The 13,277-nt window shown below is 75.2% G+C and carries 16 protein-coding genes; 4 read left to right on the top strand and 12 right to left on the bottom strand.

What is annotated here, in order from left to right; genetic code table 11:
* Nucleotides 1-203: 203 nt before the first annotated feature.
* The 3 genes from ACN27A_RS06415 to ACN27A_RS06405 all read right to left on the bottom strand — a co-directional run bounded on the left by ACN27A_RS06415 (nt 204) and on the right by ACN27A_RS06405 (nt 3,536).
* Nucleotides 204-1,745 carry a chitinase gene (locus ACN27A_RS06415; RefSeq protein WP_421458385.1) on the bottom strand — a complete coding sequence of 514 codons (1,542 nt, stop codon included), beginning with the start codon at nt 1,743-1,745 and terminating at the stop codon, nt 204-206.
* A 77-nt stretch (nt 1,746-1,822) separates the two neighbouring features.
* The gene (locus ACN27A_RS06410) at nt 1,823-2,635 is read right to left on the bottom strand and encodes a hypothetical protein (protein WP_421450349.1); all 813 of its coding nucleotides are present in this window, start codon (nt 2,633-2,635) and stop codon (nt 1,823-1,825) included.
* Between the two features lie 115 nt (nt 2,636-2,750).
* A complete protein-coding gene (locus ACN27A_RS06405) occupies nt 2,751-3,536 on the bottom strand; it encodes an RNA ligase family protein (RefSeq protein ID WP_421450347.1) in 786 nt (261 codons plus the stop codon).
* A 165-nt stretch (nt 3,537-3,701) separates the two neighbouring features.
* Between ACN27A_RS06405 and ACN27A_RS06400 the strand changes: the two genes are divergently transcribed.
* On the top strand, nt 3,702-4,127 hold the full coding sequence (locus tag ACN27A_RS06400) for a type II toxin-antitoxin system Phd/YefM family antitoxin (protein ID WP_421450345.1): 426 nt from the start codon (nt 3,702-3,704) through the stop codon (nt 4,125-4,127).
* 55 nt (nt 4,128-4,182) lie between these two features.
* On the opposite strand, the gene ACN27A_RS06395 is transcribed toward ACN27A_RS06400, so the two are convergent.
* From ACN27A_RS06395 to ACN27A_RS06380, 4 genes are read right to left on the bottom strand one after another with little or no spacing between them, the layout of a single operon-like run.
* Nucleotides 4,183-5,247, bottom strand: coding sequence for an ABC transporter ATP-binding protein (locus ACN27A_RS06395; protein ID WP_421450343.1), 1,065 nt, complete (start codon nt 5,245-5,247; stop codon nt 4,183-4,185).
* Nucleotides 5,244-6,059: an ABC transporter permease gene (locus ACN27A_RS06390; protein ID WP_151452947.1), complete on the bottom strand. Its 816-nt coding sequence runs from the start codon at nt 6,057-6,059 to the stop codon at nt 5,244-5,246. Before ACN27A_RS06390 ends, ACN27A_RS06395 begins: the two co-directional genes overlap by 4 nt.
* Complete coding sequence (modA, locus tag ACN27A_RS06385) at nt 6,056-6,799, bottom strand: molybdate ABC transporter substrate-binding protein (protein ID WP_421450341.1); 744 nt, start codon at nt 6,797-6,799, stop codon at nt 6,056-6,058. The genes ACN27A_RS06390 and modA overlap by 4 nt, the downstream gene beginning before the upstream one ends.
* Before the next feature lie 32 nt (nt 6,800-6,831).
* Nucleotides 6,832-7,257: a TOBE domain-containing protein gene (locus ACN27A_RS06380; RefSeq protein ID WP_421450339.1), complete on the bottom strand. Its 426-nt coding sequence runs from the start codon at nt 7,255-7,257 to the stop codon at nt 6,832-6,834.
* A gap of 146 nt (nt 7,258-7,403) precedes the next feature.
* Between ACN27A_RS06380 and ACN27A_RS06375 the strand changes: the two genes are divergently transcribed.
* Nucleotides 7,404-8,588, top strand: coding sequence for a transporter substrate-binding domain-containing protein (locus ACN27A_RS06375; RefSeq protein WP_421450338.1), 1,185 nt, complete (start codon nt 7,404-7,406; stop codon nt 8,586-8,588).
* A complete protein-coding gene (locus ACN27A_RS06370) occupies nt 8,480-9,481 on the top strand; it encodes a hypothetical protein (protein WP_421450336.1) in 1,002 nt (333 codons plus the stop codon). The genes ACN27A_RS06375 and ACN27A_RS06370 overlap by 109 nt, the downstream gene beginning before the upstream one ends.
* Before the next feature lie 229 nt (nt 9,482-9,710).
* On the opposite strand, the gene smpB is transcribed toward ACN27A_RS06370, so the two are convergent.
* Nucleotides 9,711-10,205, bottom strand: a complete 495-nt coding sequence (smpB, locus tag ACN27A_RS06365; RefSeq protein ID WP_421450335.1) for an SsrA-binding protein SmpB — start codon at nt 10,203-10,205, stop codon at nt 9,711-9,713.
* Between the two features lie 113 nt (nt 10,206-10,318).
* Between smpB and ACN27A_RS06360 the strand changes: the two genes are divergently transcribed.
* The gene (locus ACN27A_RS06360) at nt 10,319-10,858 is read left to right on the top strand and encodes an RNA 2'-phosphotransferase (RefSeq protein WP_421450334.1); all 540 of its coding nucleotides are present in this window, start codon (nt 10,319-10,321) and stop codon (nt 10,856-10,858) included.
* 10 nt (nt 10,859-10,868) lie between these two features.
* On the opposite strand, the gene ACN27A_RS06355 is transcribed toward ACN27A_RS06360, so the two are convergent.
* The 4 genes from ACN27A_RS06355 to ACN27A_RS06340 all read right to left on the bottom strand — a co-directional run bounded on the left by ACN27A_RS06355 (nt 10,869) and on the right by ACN27A_RS06340 (nt 13,173).
* Nucleotides 10,869-11,381 (bottom strand): NUDIX domain-containing protein, encoded by a 513-nt coding sequence (locus ACN27A_RS06355; RefSeq protein ID WP_357576353.1) that lies wholly within the window; start codon nt 11,379-11,381, stop codon nt 10,869-10,871.
* 76 nt (nt 11,382-11,457) lie between these two features.
* Nucleotides 11,458-12,018 (bottom strand): NADAR family protein, encoded by a 561-nt coding sequence (locus tag ACN27A_RS06350; RefSeq protein WP_421450333.1) that lies wholly within the window; start codon nt 12,016-12,018, stop codon nt 11,458-11,460.
* Between the two features lie 136 nt (nt 12,019-12,154).
* Entirely contained in the window at nt 12,155-12,796 is a 642-nt protein-coding gene (locus ACN27A_RS06345) for an SRPBCC family protein (RefSeq protein ID WP_421450331.1), read from the bottom strand.
* Entirely contained in the window at nt 12,793-13,173 is a 381-nt protein-coding gene (locus ACN27A_RS06340; protein WP_421450329.1) for an ArsR/SmtB family transcription factor, read from the bottom strand. Before ACN27A_RS06340 ends, ACN27A_RS06345 begins: the two co-directional genes overlap by 4 nt.
* Nucleotides 13,174-13,277 lie beyond the last annotated feature (104 nt).

Here is a 13,277-nt window from a genome sequence, read left to right as displayed (position 1 = left end):
CGCCTCCCGCCCCGGACGTCGCGTCGTCCGATCACGCGGCCGGGCGTCTGTCCGGCGACGGCCCCGAGCCCGCCAGGGGATCGTGGGCCGGACCCGCTCGGTGGCGCAACCGGGTTCCGGCGTGGCCGGCCCCGGAGAGCCACCCGGGTCGGGCCCGTGCCGTCGTCCGGGCCGGGTGAGCGGCCCGGACGACGGCGCCGGGCTCAGGGCAGCGCCCGCAGGAACGGGCCGTGGCTCAGGCGGAACTCCCAGGCGTAGAACCGGTCCCAGTTGATCGACCAGGTCATCAGGCCCCGGAAGTTGGGGTTGGTGCCGCTGCGCGGGGTGTACGGGCCGCAGCCCTGCCCCTTCACCAGGCAGGTCACCGCGGCCTGCACCCCGGCCGGGGCGAGGTAGCCGTTGCCGGCGCTGGGGGAGGAGGGGGCGCCGAAGGCCACCTGGTCCTCACGCAGCGGCGGGAAGACCCGGTCGGCGTTGCCGGCGACGGGGAAGCCGGCGAGCAGCATGTCGGTCATCGCGACGTGGAAGTCCGCGCTGCCCATGGTGTGGTACTGGTTGTCGAGCCCCATGATCGGCCCCGAGTTGTAGTCCTGCACGTGCAGCACGGTGATGTCGTTGCGCAGCGCGTGGATCACCGGCAGGTACGACCCGGCGCGTGGGTCCTGCCCGCCCCACGGGCCCGAACCGTAGTACTGGTAGCCGAGCTGGACGAAGAACGTCTCCGGCGCCATGGTGAGCACGAAGCCCGCCCCGTACCGCTGCTTGAGGGTGCGGATCGCGGAGATCAGGTTGACGATCACCGGCGTGGTCGGGTTGCGGAAGTCGGTGTCCCCGGTGTTCAGGTAGAGCGAGTGGCCCTCGAAGTCGATGTCGAGCCCGTTGAGGCCGTACCGGTCGATGATGGCCGCCACCGACCGGACGAAGGTGTCCCGGGCGGCGGTCGTGGTGAGCTGGACCTGGCCGTTCTGCCCGCCGATGGAGAGCAGCACCTTCTTGCCCTGCGCCTGCTTGGCGCGGATCGCGGCGATGAACTCGGCCTCGTTCTCGACGCCCGGGCACTCGGCCGCCGGGCAGAGCTGGAACCGGATGTCGCCCGAGGTGACCGTGGTGGGTTCGCCGAAGGCGAGGTTGATGATGTCCCAGTCGGCGGGCACGTCGGCCATCCGCAGGTAGCCCGAGCCGTTGGCGAAGCTGGCGTGCAGGTAGCCGATCAGCGCGTGCCGGGGCAGCCCACCCGTCGGCGGCGGCGTGGTGGGCGGCGGCGTGGTCGGCGGCGGCGTGGTGGGCGGTGGGGTGCTCGGTGGCGGGGTGGTGGGCGGGGCGGTCGTCGGCGGTGCCGTGGTCGGCGGGGTGGTGGGCGTGCCGCCCGAGCAGGGCGCGCCGTTGAGCGTGCAGTTGGTGGGGGAACCGGAGCCGGTGGCCAGGAAGCCGAACGACACCGAGGCGCCGGGGGCCACGGTGCCGTTCCAGGAGCGGTTGGTGAAGGTGTGCCGCTGGCCGACGCTGCTGACCGTGGCGTCCCAGTAGGAGCCGAGCGTGGTGCCCGTGGGCAGGGTGAAGGCCACCTGCCAGCCGGTGATGGTGCTCGGGCCGCCGTTGGTGACGGTGTAGCGGCCCTCCCATCCGGTGCCCCAGTCGGCGGTCTTGACGAAGGTGGCGGTCGGGCCGGCGGCGCGGGCCGGCGCGGCGAGGGTCAGCGTGGTGGCGGTGACGGTGGCGAGGGCCGCGACGGCGGCCAGCAGCAGGTTTCGGGCAGGGCGACGCATCCGGACCTCCCGGGTACGAGGGCCGTCGATCGACGGATGCACAATTATTAGGATTGTTAACTGTAATTGTCCAGGCGTTCGGGCCGGACTTCCCACCGCGCCTCGACGGCCGCCCGGCGCGGATCCCGCTCCAGCACCCATTCGTCACCGACAGCGGCGACGAGCAGGTCGGTGCCGCCGAGCCGCAGCAGCAGACCCCCACATCCGCCGGTGACCACGTCGACCAGCACCGCTGCGCCTGTCAGCCGCTCACCCACCACGCTGGCGAGCAGATCGGGTGGGCGTGCCGGACCGACCCGGACGTCGCCGTGCTCGGCCATGTCGTACGGCCCGTACGGGTCTTCGGTGGAGAGCAGCAGTGCCTCACCCCGTCCGTGCAACAGGGCCGGTGGGCATGAGGTGAAGTGCAGCCAGGCGTGCAGCAGGCTCGCCGTGTCGCCGTCGCGCCGCCCGTCGTACCAGTGACGGGCTTCGGTGACCCCGTCCAGCCGGAGGCCGAGCCGGTCCCGTAGCCAGGCGGCCACCAGTCCGGGATCGGCGAGGCCGTCGTACCCCCGCCGGGCCGGTCCGCCACCCGCCGCCCGCCACACCGCGCGTGCGCTGGCCTCGTGAACGTCACCCACCCCGGTGTCCGTCTCCGTGGCCCGGATCTCCGTCACGGTCACCTGCCACCGGCGGCCCTCGTCGCCCAGCGCCCGCAGCGCGCTGTGCGCGCCCAGTTCCGCCTCCCGGCGTTCGACGCGCGTGCCGCCGGCGGTGCGTGCCACTTGCACCGCGGTGCTCGCCGCCGGCACCACCTCCACGGTCACCACCGCGAACCGGCACCACCGGGCCGTCTGCCGGGCCAGCCGGTACGTTGCCGTCGTCATTCGCCGCCTTCCGGACCGCCGTCGCCCCGCCCTGCTGTTCCCTGATCCCTCGAACGCCGGCCCCGCTCCGGGACCCTCGGCGGGCGCGCCTCCGAGGGCGCGCCCGCCGGCCGGGTCAGCGCCTGGCCTCGCGACGCTTCAGGGTGCGCTCGTAGTCCTGGAACCGTGCCTTGGCGATGGCCGAGCGGTCCGCCGCGCGGAGCACCAGCCCCTCGGACCGGCCGGCCGGCCCGTCCAGGGCCACCAGGGTCCGGGGCAGGTGACCGGTCAGGAACGCGTGCATGCCCTCGATGTCACGGGGCAGCTCCTCGGCGGGGACGGTGGCCAGCCGGGGCACCGCCGGCAGGCCCAGCGCGTCGGCCCGCCCGACGAGGTCCGCCTCGCCGAGGAAACGCTGGCCGCCGCCGTCGCGCCAGGCCGAGATCCGCTGCGCCGGCCAGTCGAGCATCGGCGCGGGGTCGTCCAGCACGGCCACGTCGAAGAGCCGGTGCCCGACCCGGCGCTCGGCCGTGTAGTGCCGGGAGGCGGCGGTGACCTTGCCGCCGTACACCTCCAGGTAGAAGACCGTGATCCGGTCGTCCGCCGCCGCGACCGTCAGCCGCTCGGCCACGTCGCGCAGGGCGTCGACGATGCCGAGCGCCGGGTTGCCGATCAGGTCGCCGCGCGCGTACAGCAGCTCCTCGCGGCTGCCGATCAGGTACGCGCCGCCGGGCAGCACGACGATCCGGGCGTTCGTCCCGTCGACCTTCTCGGTGAGGGTTACCGGCCCGGTGAACGCCACGCACTCCGCCAGCAGCCGGCCGTTGCCCGGGTCGAGGGCGTGGTAGGTGGGGATCGACGGGTACTTGGTCAGCGAGTTGATCCTCCGCAGGTCGACCGTCCGGACGTCGAGGCGGGACACGGCAGCTCCTTCATAGGTAGGGTGCGCCGCGCCGGTTCGCGGTGCGGCGCCGGGCCGGCAGCGTATCCGCCGCGAGGGCCCCGGCTCGCGCCAGTTTCCGGTCCGCGCGTCCACCCTGGACCGTCGGCGTGCGTAAATGTCGTACCCGGGGGCGACCATCCATCCATGGCTGTCCCCGCTCTCACCCCGCACACCGACCAGCCGCGCTCGGTGCCGCTTCGCGAGGCGCGCACCCGGCTCACCCAGCTCGTCGCGCTGGCCGAGTTGACCGACACCGTCACCGTCGTCACCCGCGACGGCGATCCCCGCCCGGTGGCCGCGATCGTCCCGGCGGCCGCCGCCCGCAGCGCCGCCCAGGCGCGTGCCGACACCGACCGCCTCGCCGCCGTCACCGCCGGCTGGGCCCGGCGCCTCGACGAGGCGCACCGGCGCAGCGCCCACCGGCACGCCGCCGAGCTGCGCGCGGTCACCGCCGCCCTCGCCGAGGTCTGGGCCGAGCTCGACCGTCGGGTCACCCCGGGCAGCGACCCCGGCCTCGCCCGACTCCGGGCCGCCCACGCGGACCTGCTGGCCGCCGACCCCGCCGCCTGACCTGCCCGGGGTCCGCGCCGCTCGCGCGTGCCGCCCGCCCCGGGGCCGCCGGGGTTCAGCCGGCGGGGTACGCGTGGGTCTGCGCCGCCTTCACCGCGGCCCAGACCGGCTGGCCGGGGGCCAGTCGCAGCTGCGCGGCGGCGGCCGGCGTGACGTCCGCCGACACCCCGATCGGCCCGTCGAGCTGCACCCGCAGGTCGTCGCCGTGCCGCTGGACGCCGGCCACCGTCGCCGCCCAGGTGTTGCGCGGGCTGCCCTCGGGGCGCGACGGGTGCAGGGCCACCGCCGAGGGCCGGAAGGCGACGAAGACCTCCCCGTCGAGCCGGTCGGCGACGGTGAGGGTCAGCCCGTCGGCGACCCGGACCCGGTGCCCGTCGGCGTGGCCCCGGTGCAGGTTCAGCCCGACGAGCCGGGCCACGTAGTCGGTGCGCGGCCGCGCCGTGACGGTAGCGGCGTCCCCCTCCTGCACCACCCGGCCCTCCTCGACGACCACGAGCCGGTCGGCCAGCACCAACGCGTCCAGCGGATCGTGGGTGACCAGCAGGGTGGCCCCCGGGTGCGCGGCGAGGTGCCGGTGCAGCTCGGCCCGGGTGTCCAGCCGGGTGCGGGCGTCGAGCGCGGCGAGCGGCTCGTCCAGCAGCAGCAGCGCCGGCTCGACGGCGAGCGCGCGGGCCAACGCGACCCGCTGCGCCTGCCCGCCGGAGAGGTGCCGGGGCCGCCGGTGGGCGTGCTCGGCCAGGCCGACCCGGTCCAGCCAGTCGTGGGCGGTCCGCCGGGCGGTACGCCGGTCGGCGCCGTGCCGCCGGGGCCCGAACGCCACGTTCTCCAGCGCGCTCAGGTGCGGGAAGAGCAGGTAGTCCTGGAAGACCACGCCGATCGGCCGGCGCTCGGTCGGCGTCCAGGCTCGGCGCCGCGGCCGGTCCAGGTCGACGCCGTCGAGGGTGAGGTGCCCGCCGGTCAGCGGCAGCAGGCCGGCGAGCGCGCGCAGCGCGGTGGTCTTGCCCGCCCCGTTGGGGCCGAGCAGCGCGACCACCTCGCCGGCGGCGACCCGCAGCGCGACGTCGAGGCGGAAGCCGTCCCGCTGCACCACGAGGTGCGCGTCGAGCAGGGGCGCGCTCACGGGCTGGTGATCCAGCGGTCGCGCAGCCCGGCGAGGATGGCCACCGAGACGGTGAGCAGCACGAGGCTGAGCACCACGGCGGCCTGCACGTCCGTCTCCAGCGCCAGGTAGACCGCCAGTGGCATGGTCTGCGTACGCCCCGGATAGTTGCCGGCGAAGGTGATGGTGGCGCCGAACTCGCCGAGCGCCCGGGCCCAGCACAGCACCGCACCGGCCGCCAGACCGGGCGCCACCAGGGGCAGGGTGACGTGGGTGAACGTCGTCCAACGGCCGGCGCCGAGGGTCGCCGCCGCCTCCTCGTACCGGCCGTCGGCCCCGCGCAGCGCCCCCTCCACGGCGATCACCAGGAACGGCATCGCCACGAACGCCTCCGCCAGCACCACACCGGCGGTGGTGAACGGCAGGGTGATCCCGAAGGTCGCGTCGAGCCAGCCGCCGAGCAGGCCGCGCCGGCCGAAGACCAGCAGCAGCGCCACCCCGCCGACGACGGGCGGCAGCACCAGTGGCACGGTGACGAGGGCACGTACCAGGCGTCGGCCGGGAAACTCGACGCGGGCCAGCAGCCAGGCCAGCGGCACCCCGAGCAGCAGGCAGAGCAGCGTGGCCAGCGTGGCGGACAGCAGGGACAGCCGCAGCGCGGTGAGCACGCCCGGCGCGGCGAGCCGCTGCGGCAGGTCGGCCCACGGCGTACGGGCCACCAGCCCGACCAGCGGCAGGACGAGGAAGACCAGGCCCAGCACGGCCGGCAGCAGCAGCGCGACGGGCACCCCGGGGCCCCGTCGGCGCAGGCGACCGCCGTGGGTACGCGTCACGGCGCCTGGAACCCGGCCGCGGTGAGCACCGCGCGCCCCCGCTCCGAGCGGACGTACGCGACGAAGGCCCGCGCGCCGTCGGGGTTGGGCGCGTCCCGCAGCGCGACGATCGGGTAGTCGTTGACGGCGCGGGCGGACTCGCCGAACTCGACGGCCGTCACGTCGGCCGCGGCGGCCAGGGCGTCCGTGCGGTAGACGAGGGCCGCGTCGACCTCGCCGAGCCGCACCTTGGACAGCGCGCCCCGCACGTCCTGCTCCAGGGTGACCGGGGTGAGCGCGACCGAGGCGGCGTCGAGCGCCGTCCGCGCCGCCGCCCCGCAGGGCACCTGCTCCGCGCAGAGCGCCACCTTCACGCCCGGCCGGGCCAGGTCGGCCAGCCCGGCGACGCCCCGCGGGTTGCCCTTCGGCACGGCGACGACGAGCTGGTTGCGGACGAAGATCACCGGGTCGCCGTCGGCGTTGCCGGCCTCGGTGACGGTGGCCATGTTGCGCGTCGCCGCCGAGGCGAACACGTCGGCCGGGGCACCCTGGTTGATCTGGGCGGCCAGCGCGGCGCTGCCGGCGAAGTTGAGGACCACGGTCGTGCCCCGGTGGGCCGCCTCGAAGTCTTGGCCGATCCGGGTGAACGACTCGGTCAGCGAGGCCGCGGCGAACACGGTCACCGTGCCGTCCGTGGGCCCGCCCCCGGCGGCGGTGCCCGCGCCGCACCCGGCCAGGGCCACCAGGGCGGTGATCGCCATCGCCGCGACCGTCCGCGCCCGCCCCGCCGCTCTCACGGCCCCTGCCTCCCCCGGGAGGCCCCGGACGGGGAGGCACGTTCCACCACCACCGTGGTCGACTTGATCACCGCGACGGCCAGCGAACCGACGCGCAGGTCCAGCTCGTCGACCGCCTCCCGGCTCATCAGCGAGACGATCCGGAACGGCCCGGCCTGGATGTCGACCTGCGCCATCACGGTGTCCTTGACGACGTTGACCACGATGCCGCGCAGCCGGTTGCGGGCCGAGGAGGCGTCCGACCGGTCGTCGGGCTCGACGGCCTGCCCCCGGGCGAACGCGGCCAGCTCGACCCCGTCGATGACCCGGTGCCCGTGCTGGTCGCGGCCGGCGGCGAGCCGCCCGGCGTCGACCCACCTGCGCACGGTGTCGGCGCTGACGCCGAGCAGCTCGGCGGCCTCCCCGATGCGGAACGTCGTCACCGGCCCAGCCTATCGCCCGGCAGATGCGAGGATAAGAGCGGGCCAGCCATCGCGGATGCGGTCCGGAAAAGCCCCTGCTCCTCGTGTTCGCCGCAAGCGCCGCCGCGACACGACCGGCCGTCCGGATGCTGTCGTGACCTGGCGGCATGGACCACAATGGAGGGCTCGGGCGGGGGACGGCGACCGGGAGGGCCGAGTTGGGTCAGGACGACGAGGGCAGCGGCAACCCACCGGCGCCGGAATCCGTGGCGGCCGCCACCGCCCGCCGGTCGAGGTCCCGGCAGGTGCGCCTGGCGGCCCTGCTGCTCCTGCTGGCGGTGATCGTGGCGGCCACGGTGCGGGTGATCGTGGCGACCGGCCCGCCCACCTGGGACGAGCTGCGTGAGCGCGCGGGGCTGACCAACCGGGACAGGCTGGTCATCGGGGTCAAGGACGACCAGCCGGGCGTGGCGCAGAAGCTGGAGAACGGCGCGTTCGAGGGCTTCGACATCGAGATCGCGTACATGATCGCCGAGGACCTGGGGTTCGACGCGCCGGAGGTGACGCTGCTGGCGATCGAGAGCGAGGACCGGGCCCGCCGGCAGGCGCGCGACGCCGGCGGCAGCTTCGTCACCGTCGACCTGGTGGTCGCCTCCTACAGCATCACCGAGCAGCGCCAGGAGCAGGGCGTGGTCTTCTCCTTCCCCTACCTGGAGACCGAGCAGTCGGTGGTGACGCGCGCGTCCGACAACCGCAAGGTCGCCAGCCTGCGCGACCTCGACCGGGCGAAGGTCTGCACGCTGGGCACGTCCACCTCGGAGCGGCGCCTGCGGGAAGCCGGCGCGAGCCCGATCGGCCGCAACCGGATCAGCGAGTGCATCCAGGCGCTCTACGACAGGCAGGTCGACGCGGTCACCACCGACGCGGCGATCCTGGCCGGCTTCGTGGGCCCCCGCCCGCCGGGCGAGCTGCCGCCGGCAGTGAAGCTGCGGGGGCGCCAGGAGTTGCAGCACTGGGACATCGGCGAGGAGGCGGCGGAGAAGTGGGGCGTGAACACCGGCCCCAATCCGGCGATGCGGGACCTGGTCAACCTCTCCCTGCAGCAGTCGGCGGAGGGGCCCGACGGCTACCGGTGGAAGGCGGCGTTCGACCGGTACCTGGCCTCGGAGCAGCAGTACAGCAACCTGCAGCAGGTGGCGGTCGGCCGGCAGCCGGAGCCCGAGGAGAAGGTGGAGGTGCGGCAGTGGCCGTGGGAGAGATGGGCCCTGCCGTCTCCGAGCCGGCCGCGCTCGGGCGCGCCGACCGTCGCCCGGGCACCAAGCAGGCGCAACAGGCGCAGCAGTGGCTGCTGACGCTGCTGCCCGCGTTCCCGGTGCTGCTGCTGGTGCTGCGGCTCTGGCGGCTCAGCCGGCAGGACATGCCGACGATGCTGCTGCTGGTGCAGTACGTCAGCCCGCTCGGGCTGCTCAGCGCCCTGCTGATCGCGCTGGTGTGGGCGTTGCCGCTGGTGGTGCTGGTGCTGACCGTCCTCGGCCGGCTGCTCCAGGTCAGCGCGCCTGACCGGTTCGACCCGGATCGCTCGCTGCTCGCCTACGGCACCGTGCGTACCCCCGGTTGGGTGCTGGTGGCGGCGATCGCGCTGGCGGCGCTCACCTGGCAGCTGCGGTTCCTGCCGCTGCTGATGATGCTCGCCCTCTGGCTGCTGGCGCTGCGGACCCGGCTCCGGTACCCGGACCGGCCCCGCCTGCTGCTGGTCACCACCCTGGTGCTGCCGGTCGTGGCGGCGACCGCGAGCTACGCCTGGCTGGCGCCCGCCGTGCCGGCCGCGATCGGCGACGGCGAACTGGCCACGGCCCTGCTGCTGGTCGTGCCCCCGCTGGGAGCCGTGGTGCTCACCGGCCCGGTGCCGCGCCCGGTCGCCCCGGCGCTGACCCACAGCCTCGCCTACGCGGTGGCGGCGGTGGTGCCGCTGGTGACGGGGGTGGTCTTCCTGCGGGTGCCGCTGCTGCCCGCGGTCGCCGTCGAGGTCGGCCCGGAGGCGGGCCCCGTGCGGGAGGTGGTACGGGGCCAGGCGGTCACGGTGACCGACCGGATGACGATCGTGCTCGACGGGCGGGGTGAGGTGCGCTTCCTGCCCAACGACAGGTACGCGGGCAGCTCCTCTGCCCCGACCCGGGACGGATCCCGGTCACCCGCGTGGACGTCTACGGCTGGCACGTGGAGGAGACGGCGCTGGACTGGATGATCCCCCGGCAACCGGTGGGGCGGGCGAACCCGCGCTGCCTCGGTCGGGTGCCCGCCGGGGACCCCGCCGCGCCGCCGTCGCCCGGGTCCGGCGGATCGTCCGCGCCGCCGTCGCCCGGGCCCGCCGGTTCGTCCGCGCCGCCGTCCGCCGGCCCCCGCTGACGGCCGGCCGGCGGGCGGGGGAGGCACCGGGTGCGGTCAGCCCCGGCGTGCGGGGCGCGGGGGAGCGGTCAGCCCCGCCGTGTCGTGCGGCCCTTGAGGTGGCGGCCCAGCTCCCGGGCGATCTCCCGCTCGGCGTCACGCTCGGCGAGCGCCTGCCGCTTGTCGTACGACTTCCTGCCCTTGGCCAGGGCCAGCTCGACCTTCGCCCAGCCGCCCGAGAAGTACATCGACAGGGGCACCAGCGTCAGGCCGCCCTCGCGGGTCCGCTCCAGGATCCGGGCGATCTCCACCCGACGCAGCAGCAGCTTGCGGGTGCGCCGGGGGGCGTGGTTGGTCCAGCTGCCGAAGCCGTACTCGGCGATGTGCAGCCCGTAGAGCATCAGCTCGCCGTCGCGCTCCTGGGCGAAGGCGTCGACCAGCGACGCCCGACCCTCGCGCAGCGACTTGACCTCGGTGCCGGCCAGCACGATGCCCGCCTCGTAGGTCTTCAGGACCGTGTAGTCGTGCCGCGCCTTCTTGTTGGAGGCGATCAGCCTGCGCTCGTTCTGTCGGGCCGCGTTCACCCGGCCGAGGATATCGGCTGCCGGCCGGGGCTGGCCGGCCCGGCGTCGATGCGGTGGCCGGGTCCGGCCGAATCCGATGGCGCCGCCGGCGCCCGGCGGGGGAGACTCCGCCAATGGATCACCGGGCGATGGTGCGGCTGAGCAAGCGGATGTCCCTGGCGTTGCGGCACGAGCCCGCCCGGTTCGGCCTCGCGCCCGACCGGGCCGGCTGGGTGTCGGTCGACGACCTGCTCGCCGCGCTCGGGATCGACCGCGCCGACCTGGACGCCGTGGTGGCCGGCAACGACAAGCAGCGCTTCGCCGTGGAACGCGGTGCCGGCGGCGTCGAGCGGATCCGGGCCAACCAGGGGCACTCGATCCCGGTCGACCTGGAGCTGACGCCCAGCCCGCCGCCGGCGCGGCTCTACCACGGCACCAGCCGCGTCGCGCTCGACTCGATCCGGGCCACCGGCCTGCACCGGGCCGGGCGGCACCACGTCCACCTGTCGCCGGACCCGGCGACCGCCCGACGGGTCGGTGCCCGCCGGCCGGGCGAGCTGGTGGTGCTGACCGTGGACGCGGCGGCGATGGCCCGCGACGGGCACGCCTTCTATCGCAGCGCCAACGGCGTCTGGCTCACCGACGCGGTGCCCGCCCGGTACCTGGCCGACTGAGCCGTCCGGCTCAGCCCGCGCGCCGGGCGAGGAATTCGGCGAGCACCCGGGTGTGGGTGGAGAAGGCCAGCTCCGTCGGCTCGGTGAGCACCAGCCACTCGGTGGCCTCCTCGGTCGGCGCCGACGGCGGCAGCGCCTCGGCCCGCCGCTCGGGCAGCTCGCCGAAGACCATGATCGTGCCGCCGGCCGGGGCGCCGTGCACCGCGAGGAGCCGGGCGTCGGCGGCGTCGGCGCGCAGGCCGGTCTCCTCCCACAGCTCCCGGACCAGCGCCTCCTGCCACTCCTCGCCGTACTCGATGAAGCCACCCGGCAGCGCGAGCTGGCCGCGGGCGGGCTCGATGTCGCGGCGGACGACCACCACCCCGAGGCCGCGGGCCGTGCGGACCGGCAGCACCGCCACCGCGACGGGCAGCGGGTTGCGCCAGACCGTCGCGCCGCAGGCCGCGCAGGCCCGCGGCCAACCGGCCCCCGCCGGATAGGCGGCGCCGCAGAAGGAGCAGTGGGAGTACGCCACGGCGGTCATGCCGCAGCACGTTACCCGGCGCGCCAGGGGCCGCCGCGAGCCGCCGCCCGGGGCGTGCGGCGGCGGCTCCCGGCGGTCAGGGTCGGCCCGCGCGAAGTGCGTCCCGGGCCGCCATGAGGGCGAAGCCGAGCAGGTTCGCACCCTGCCAGCGCGCCGGATCGTCCGCGCGCGGGTCGTCGGCGGCCAGGCCGATGCCCCAGACGCGGTCGAGCGGGCTGGCCTCCACGAGCACCCGTTCGCCGGTGCCGAGCAGGTACGCCCGCAGGTCGTCGTGCTGGTCGAACTTCGCGACGCTGCCCGCCACCACGATGTCGAAGCGCCGGGCCTCCCAGGTCGCCTGGTCGAACCCCCGCACCTCGCGGCCGAGCGACTTGGCGCGTTGGGGGTGCCCGGCCGCCAGGATCCGCTCGGCGACCGCCGCGTCGCCGAACAGCATCGCCTTGTGCCACATCATCCAGTGCTCGGCGGTGGCGTACGTCCGCTCGCCGTCGGTGAACGGGGCCGGCCACCACTGGCTCAGGCAGCCGGGCCCGACGCTGCCGTCACGCTGCGGTCGGTGACCCCAGAAATGCAGGTAGCGGATCTTCTCGCCGGCGTGGACGGCGGCGACGAGCTCGGTGACGGATCGCGGCGACATGGCGGCGAGTCTGCCCGAGGGGTCCGACGGAACGCGCGTGCTTTTCCGGCCGGCCGCCGGCGCGGGCGTCGGAGCCGCGCCGCGCGGTCGGGTGCGCGGGGCGGTCGGTGTCCGCCGCGCCGGCCGGGCGGGGCGGTCAGGCCGGCGGCGCCCCGGTGTAGAAGGCCGTGGTGCGCTCCGCGGCGCCCCGGGCGGCCTCGGCGTCGGTGCCGCCGGCGACGCTCGCCTCGCCCCACCGCTCGCTGCTCGCCGTCACGAACTGCCGGCCCTGCTCGGACACCGACCAGGCCTCGCCCTCCTCCGGCGTGACCCCGCTGCCGTCGGCGGCCAGGTACGACGCCAGGCCGAGCAGCGCCAGGTCCCAGCCGACCCCGACCGCGCCCGGGCCGAACTGGTCCCAGCGCTCCTGGTCGACGTGCGCGACGTGCTCCAGCTCGAACCGGGTCCGGTCGTCCCCGACCGGCGTCAGCCGCACCTCGATCCAGCTCACCTCGCCGCCGAACTCCCAGGTGGCGGTGAAGCCCTTCGGCGGGTCGCAGCGCTCGATCGTGCCGCCGGCGTTGCCCTCCAGTTGGTAGCGGCCGTCCAGCCGCAGGTCACCGGAGATCGGCATGAACCAGCGGGGGATCCGTTCCGCGTTGGTGCAGGCGTCCCAGAGGTCCTCCAGCGACGCGTCGTACGTCTGGCTGATGGTCATCACCCGGGCCTCGCCGGCCTCCAGCACCCGCCGGCCGAGCTGGCGGCGTACGGCGTTGATCTGCTCGGTCGCGTCGATCATCGGTCTCTCCCGTGGTCGGTCGTGTCGTCTGTCGCGGGCGGCTGCTCGCGCAGCCGCCGTTCGCGCTTGCCTCGGGCCAGCTCGGTGGCGAGGGCGTGCAGGGGCGGCGTCCAGAACCGGCGGAAGTTGTCGAGCCAGCGGTCGACCTCCCGCAGCGGCCGGGGATCGACGGCGTAGAGACGTCGGGTCCCCTCCGCCCGCACGGTGGCGAAGCCGTTGTCCCGCAGCACCTTGAGGTGCTGGGAGACGGCCGGTTGGGAGATCCCGAACTCCCGCCGGATCACGTCGCACAGCCCGCCGGCGGTCGTCTCGCCGTCGGTGAGCAGTTCGAGGATGCGGCGCCGCACCGGGTCACCGAGTACGTCGAAGGCGTGCACGGAACCCTTTATATCAGTCACCCCTTATTTAAGTGACCCATGATGGGTCGGTGTGTCGCCGACGCATGCGCGCAAGCGTCGGGGATGCGACTCTCCACGGGTCG

Origin of the sequence: Micromonospora sp. WMMD737, from assembly GCF_049179055.1 — a bacterium.
GTDB classification, from domain to species: Bacteria; Actinomycetota; Actinomycetes; order Mycobacteriales; family Micromonosporaceae; genus Micromonospora; species Micromonospora reichwaldensis.
The sequence above is the reverse complement of the archived record's forward strand: the minus strand, read 5'-3'. Positions and strand labels throughout refer to the sequence as shown.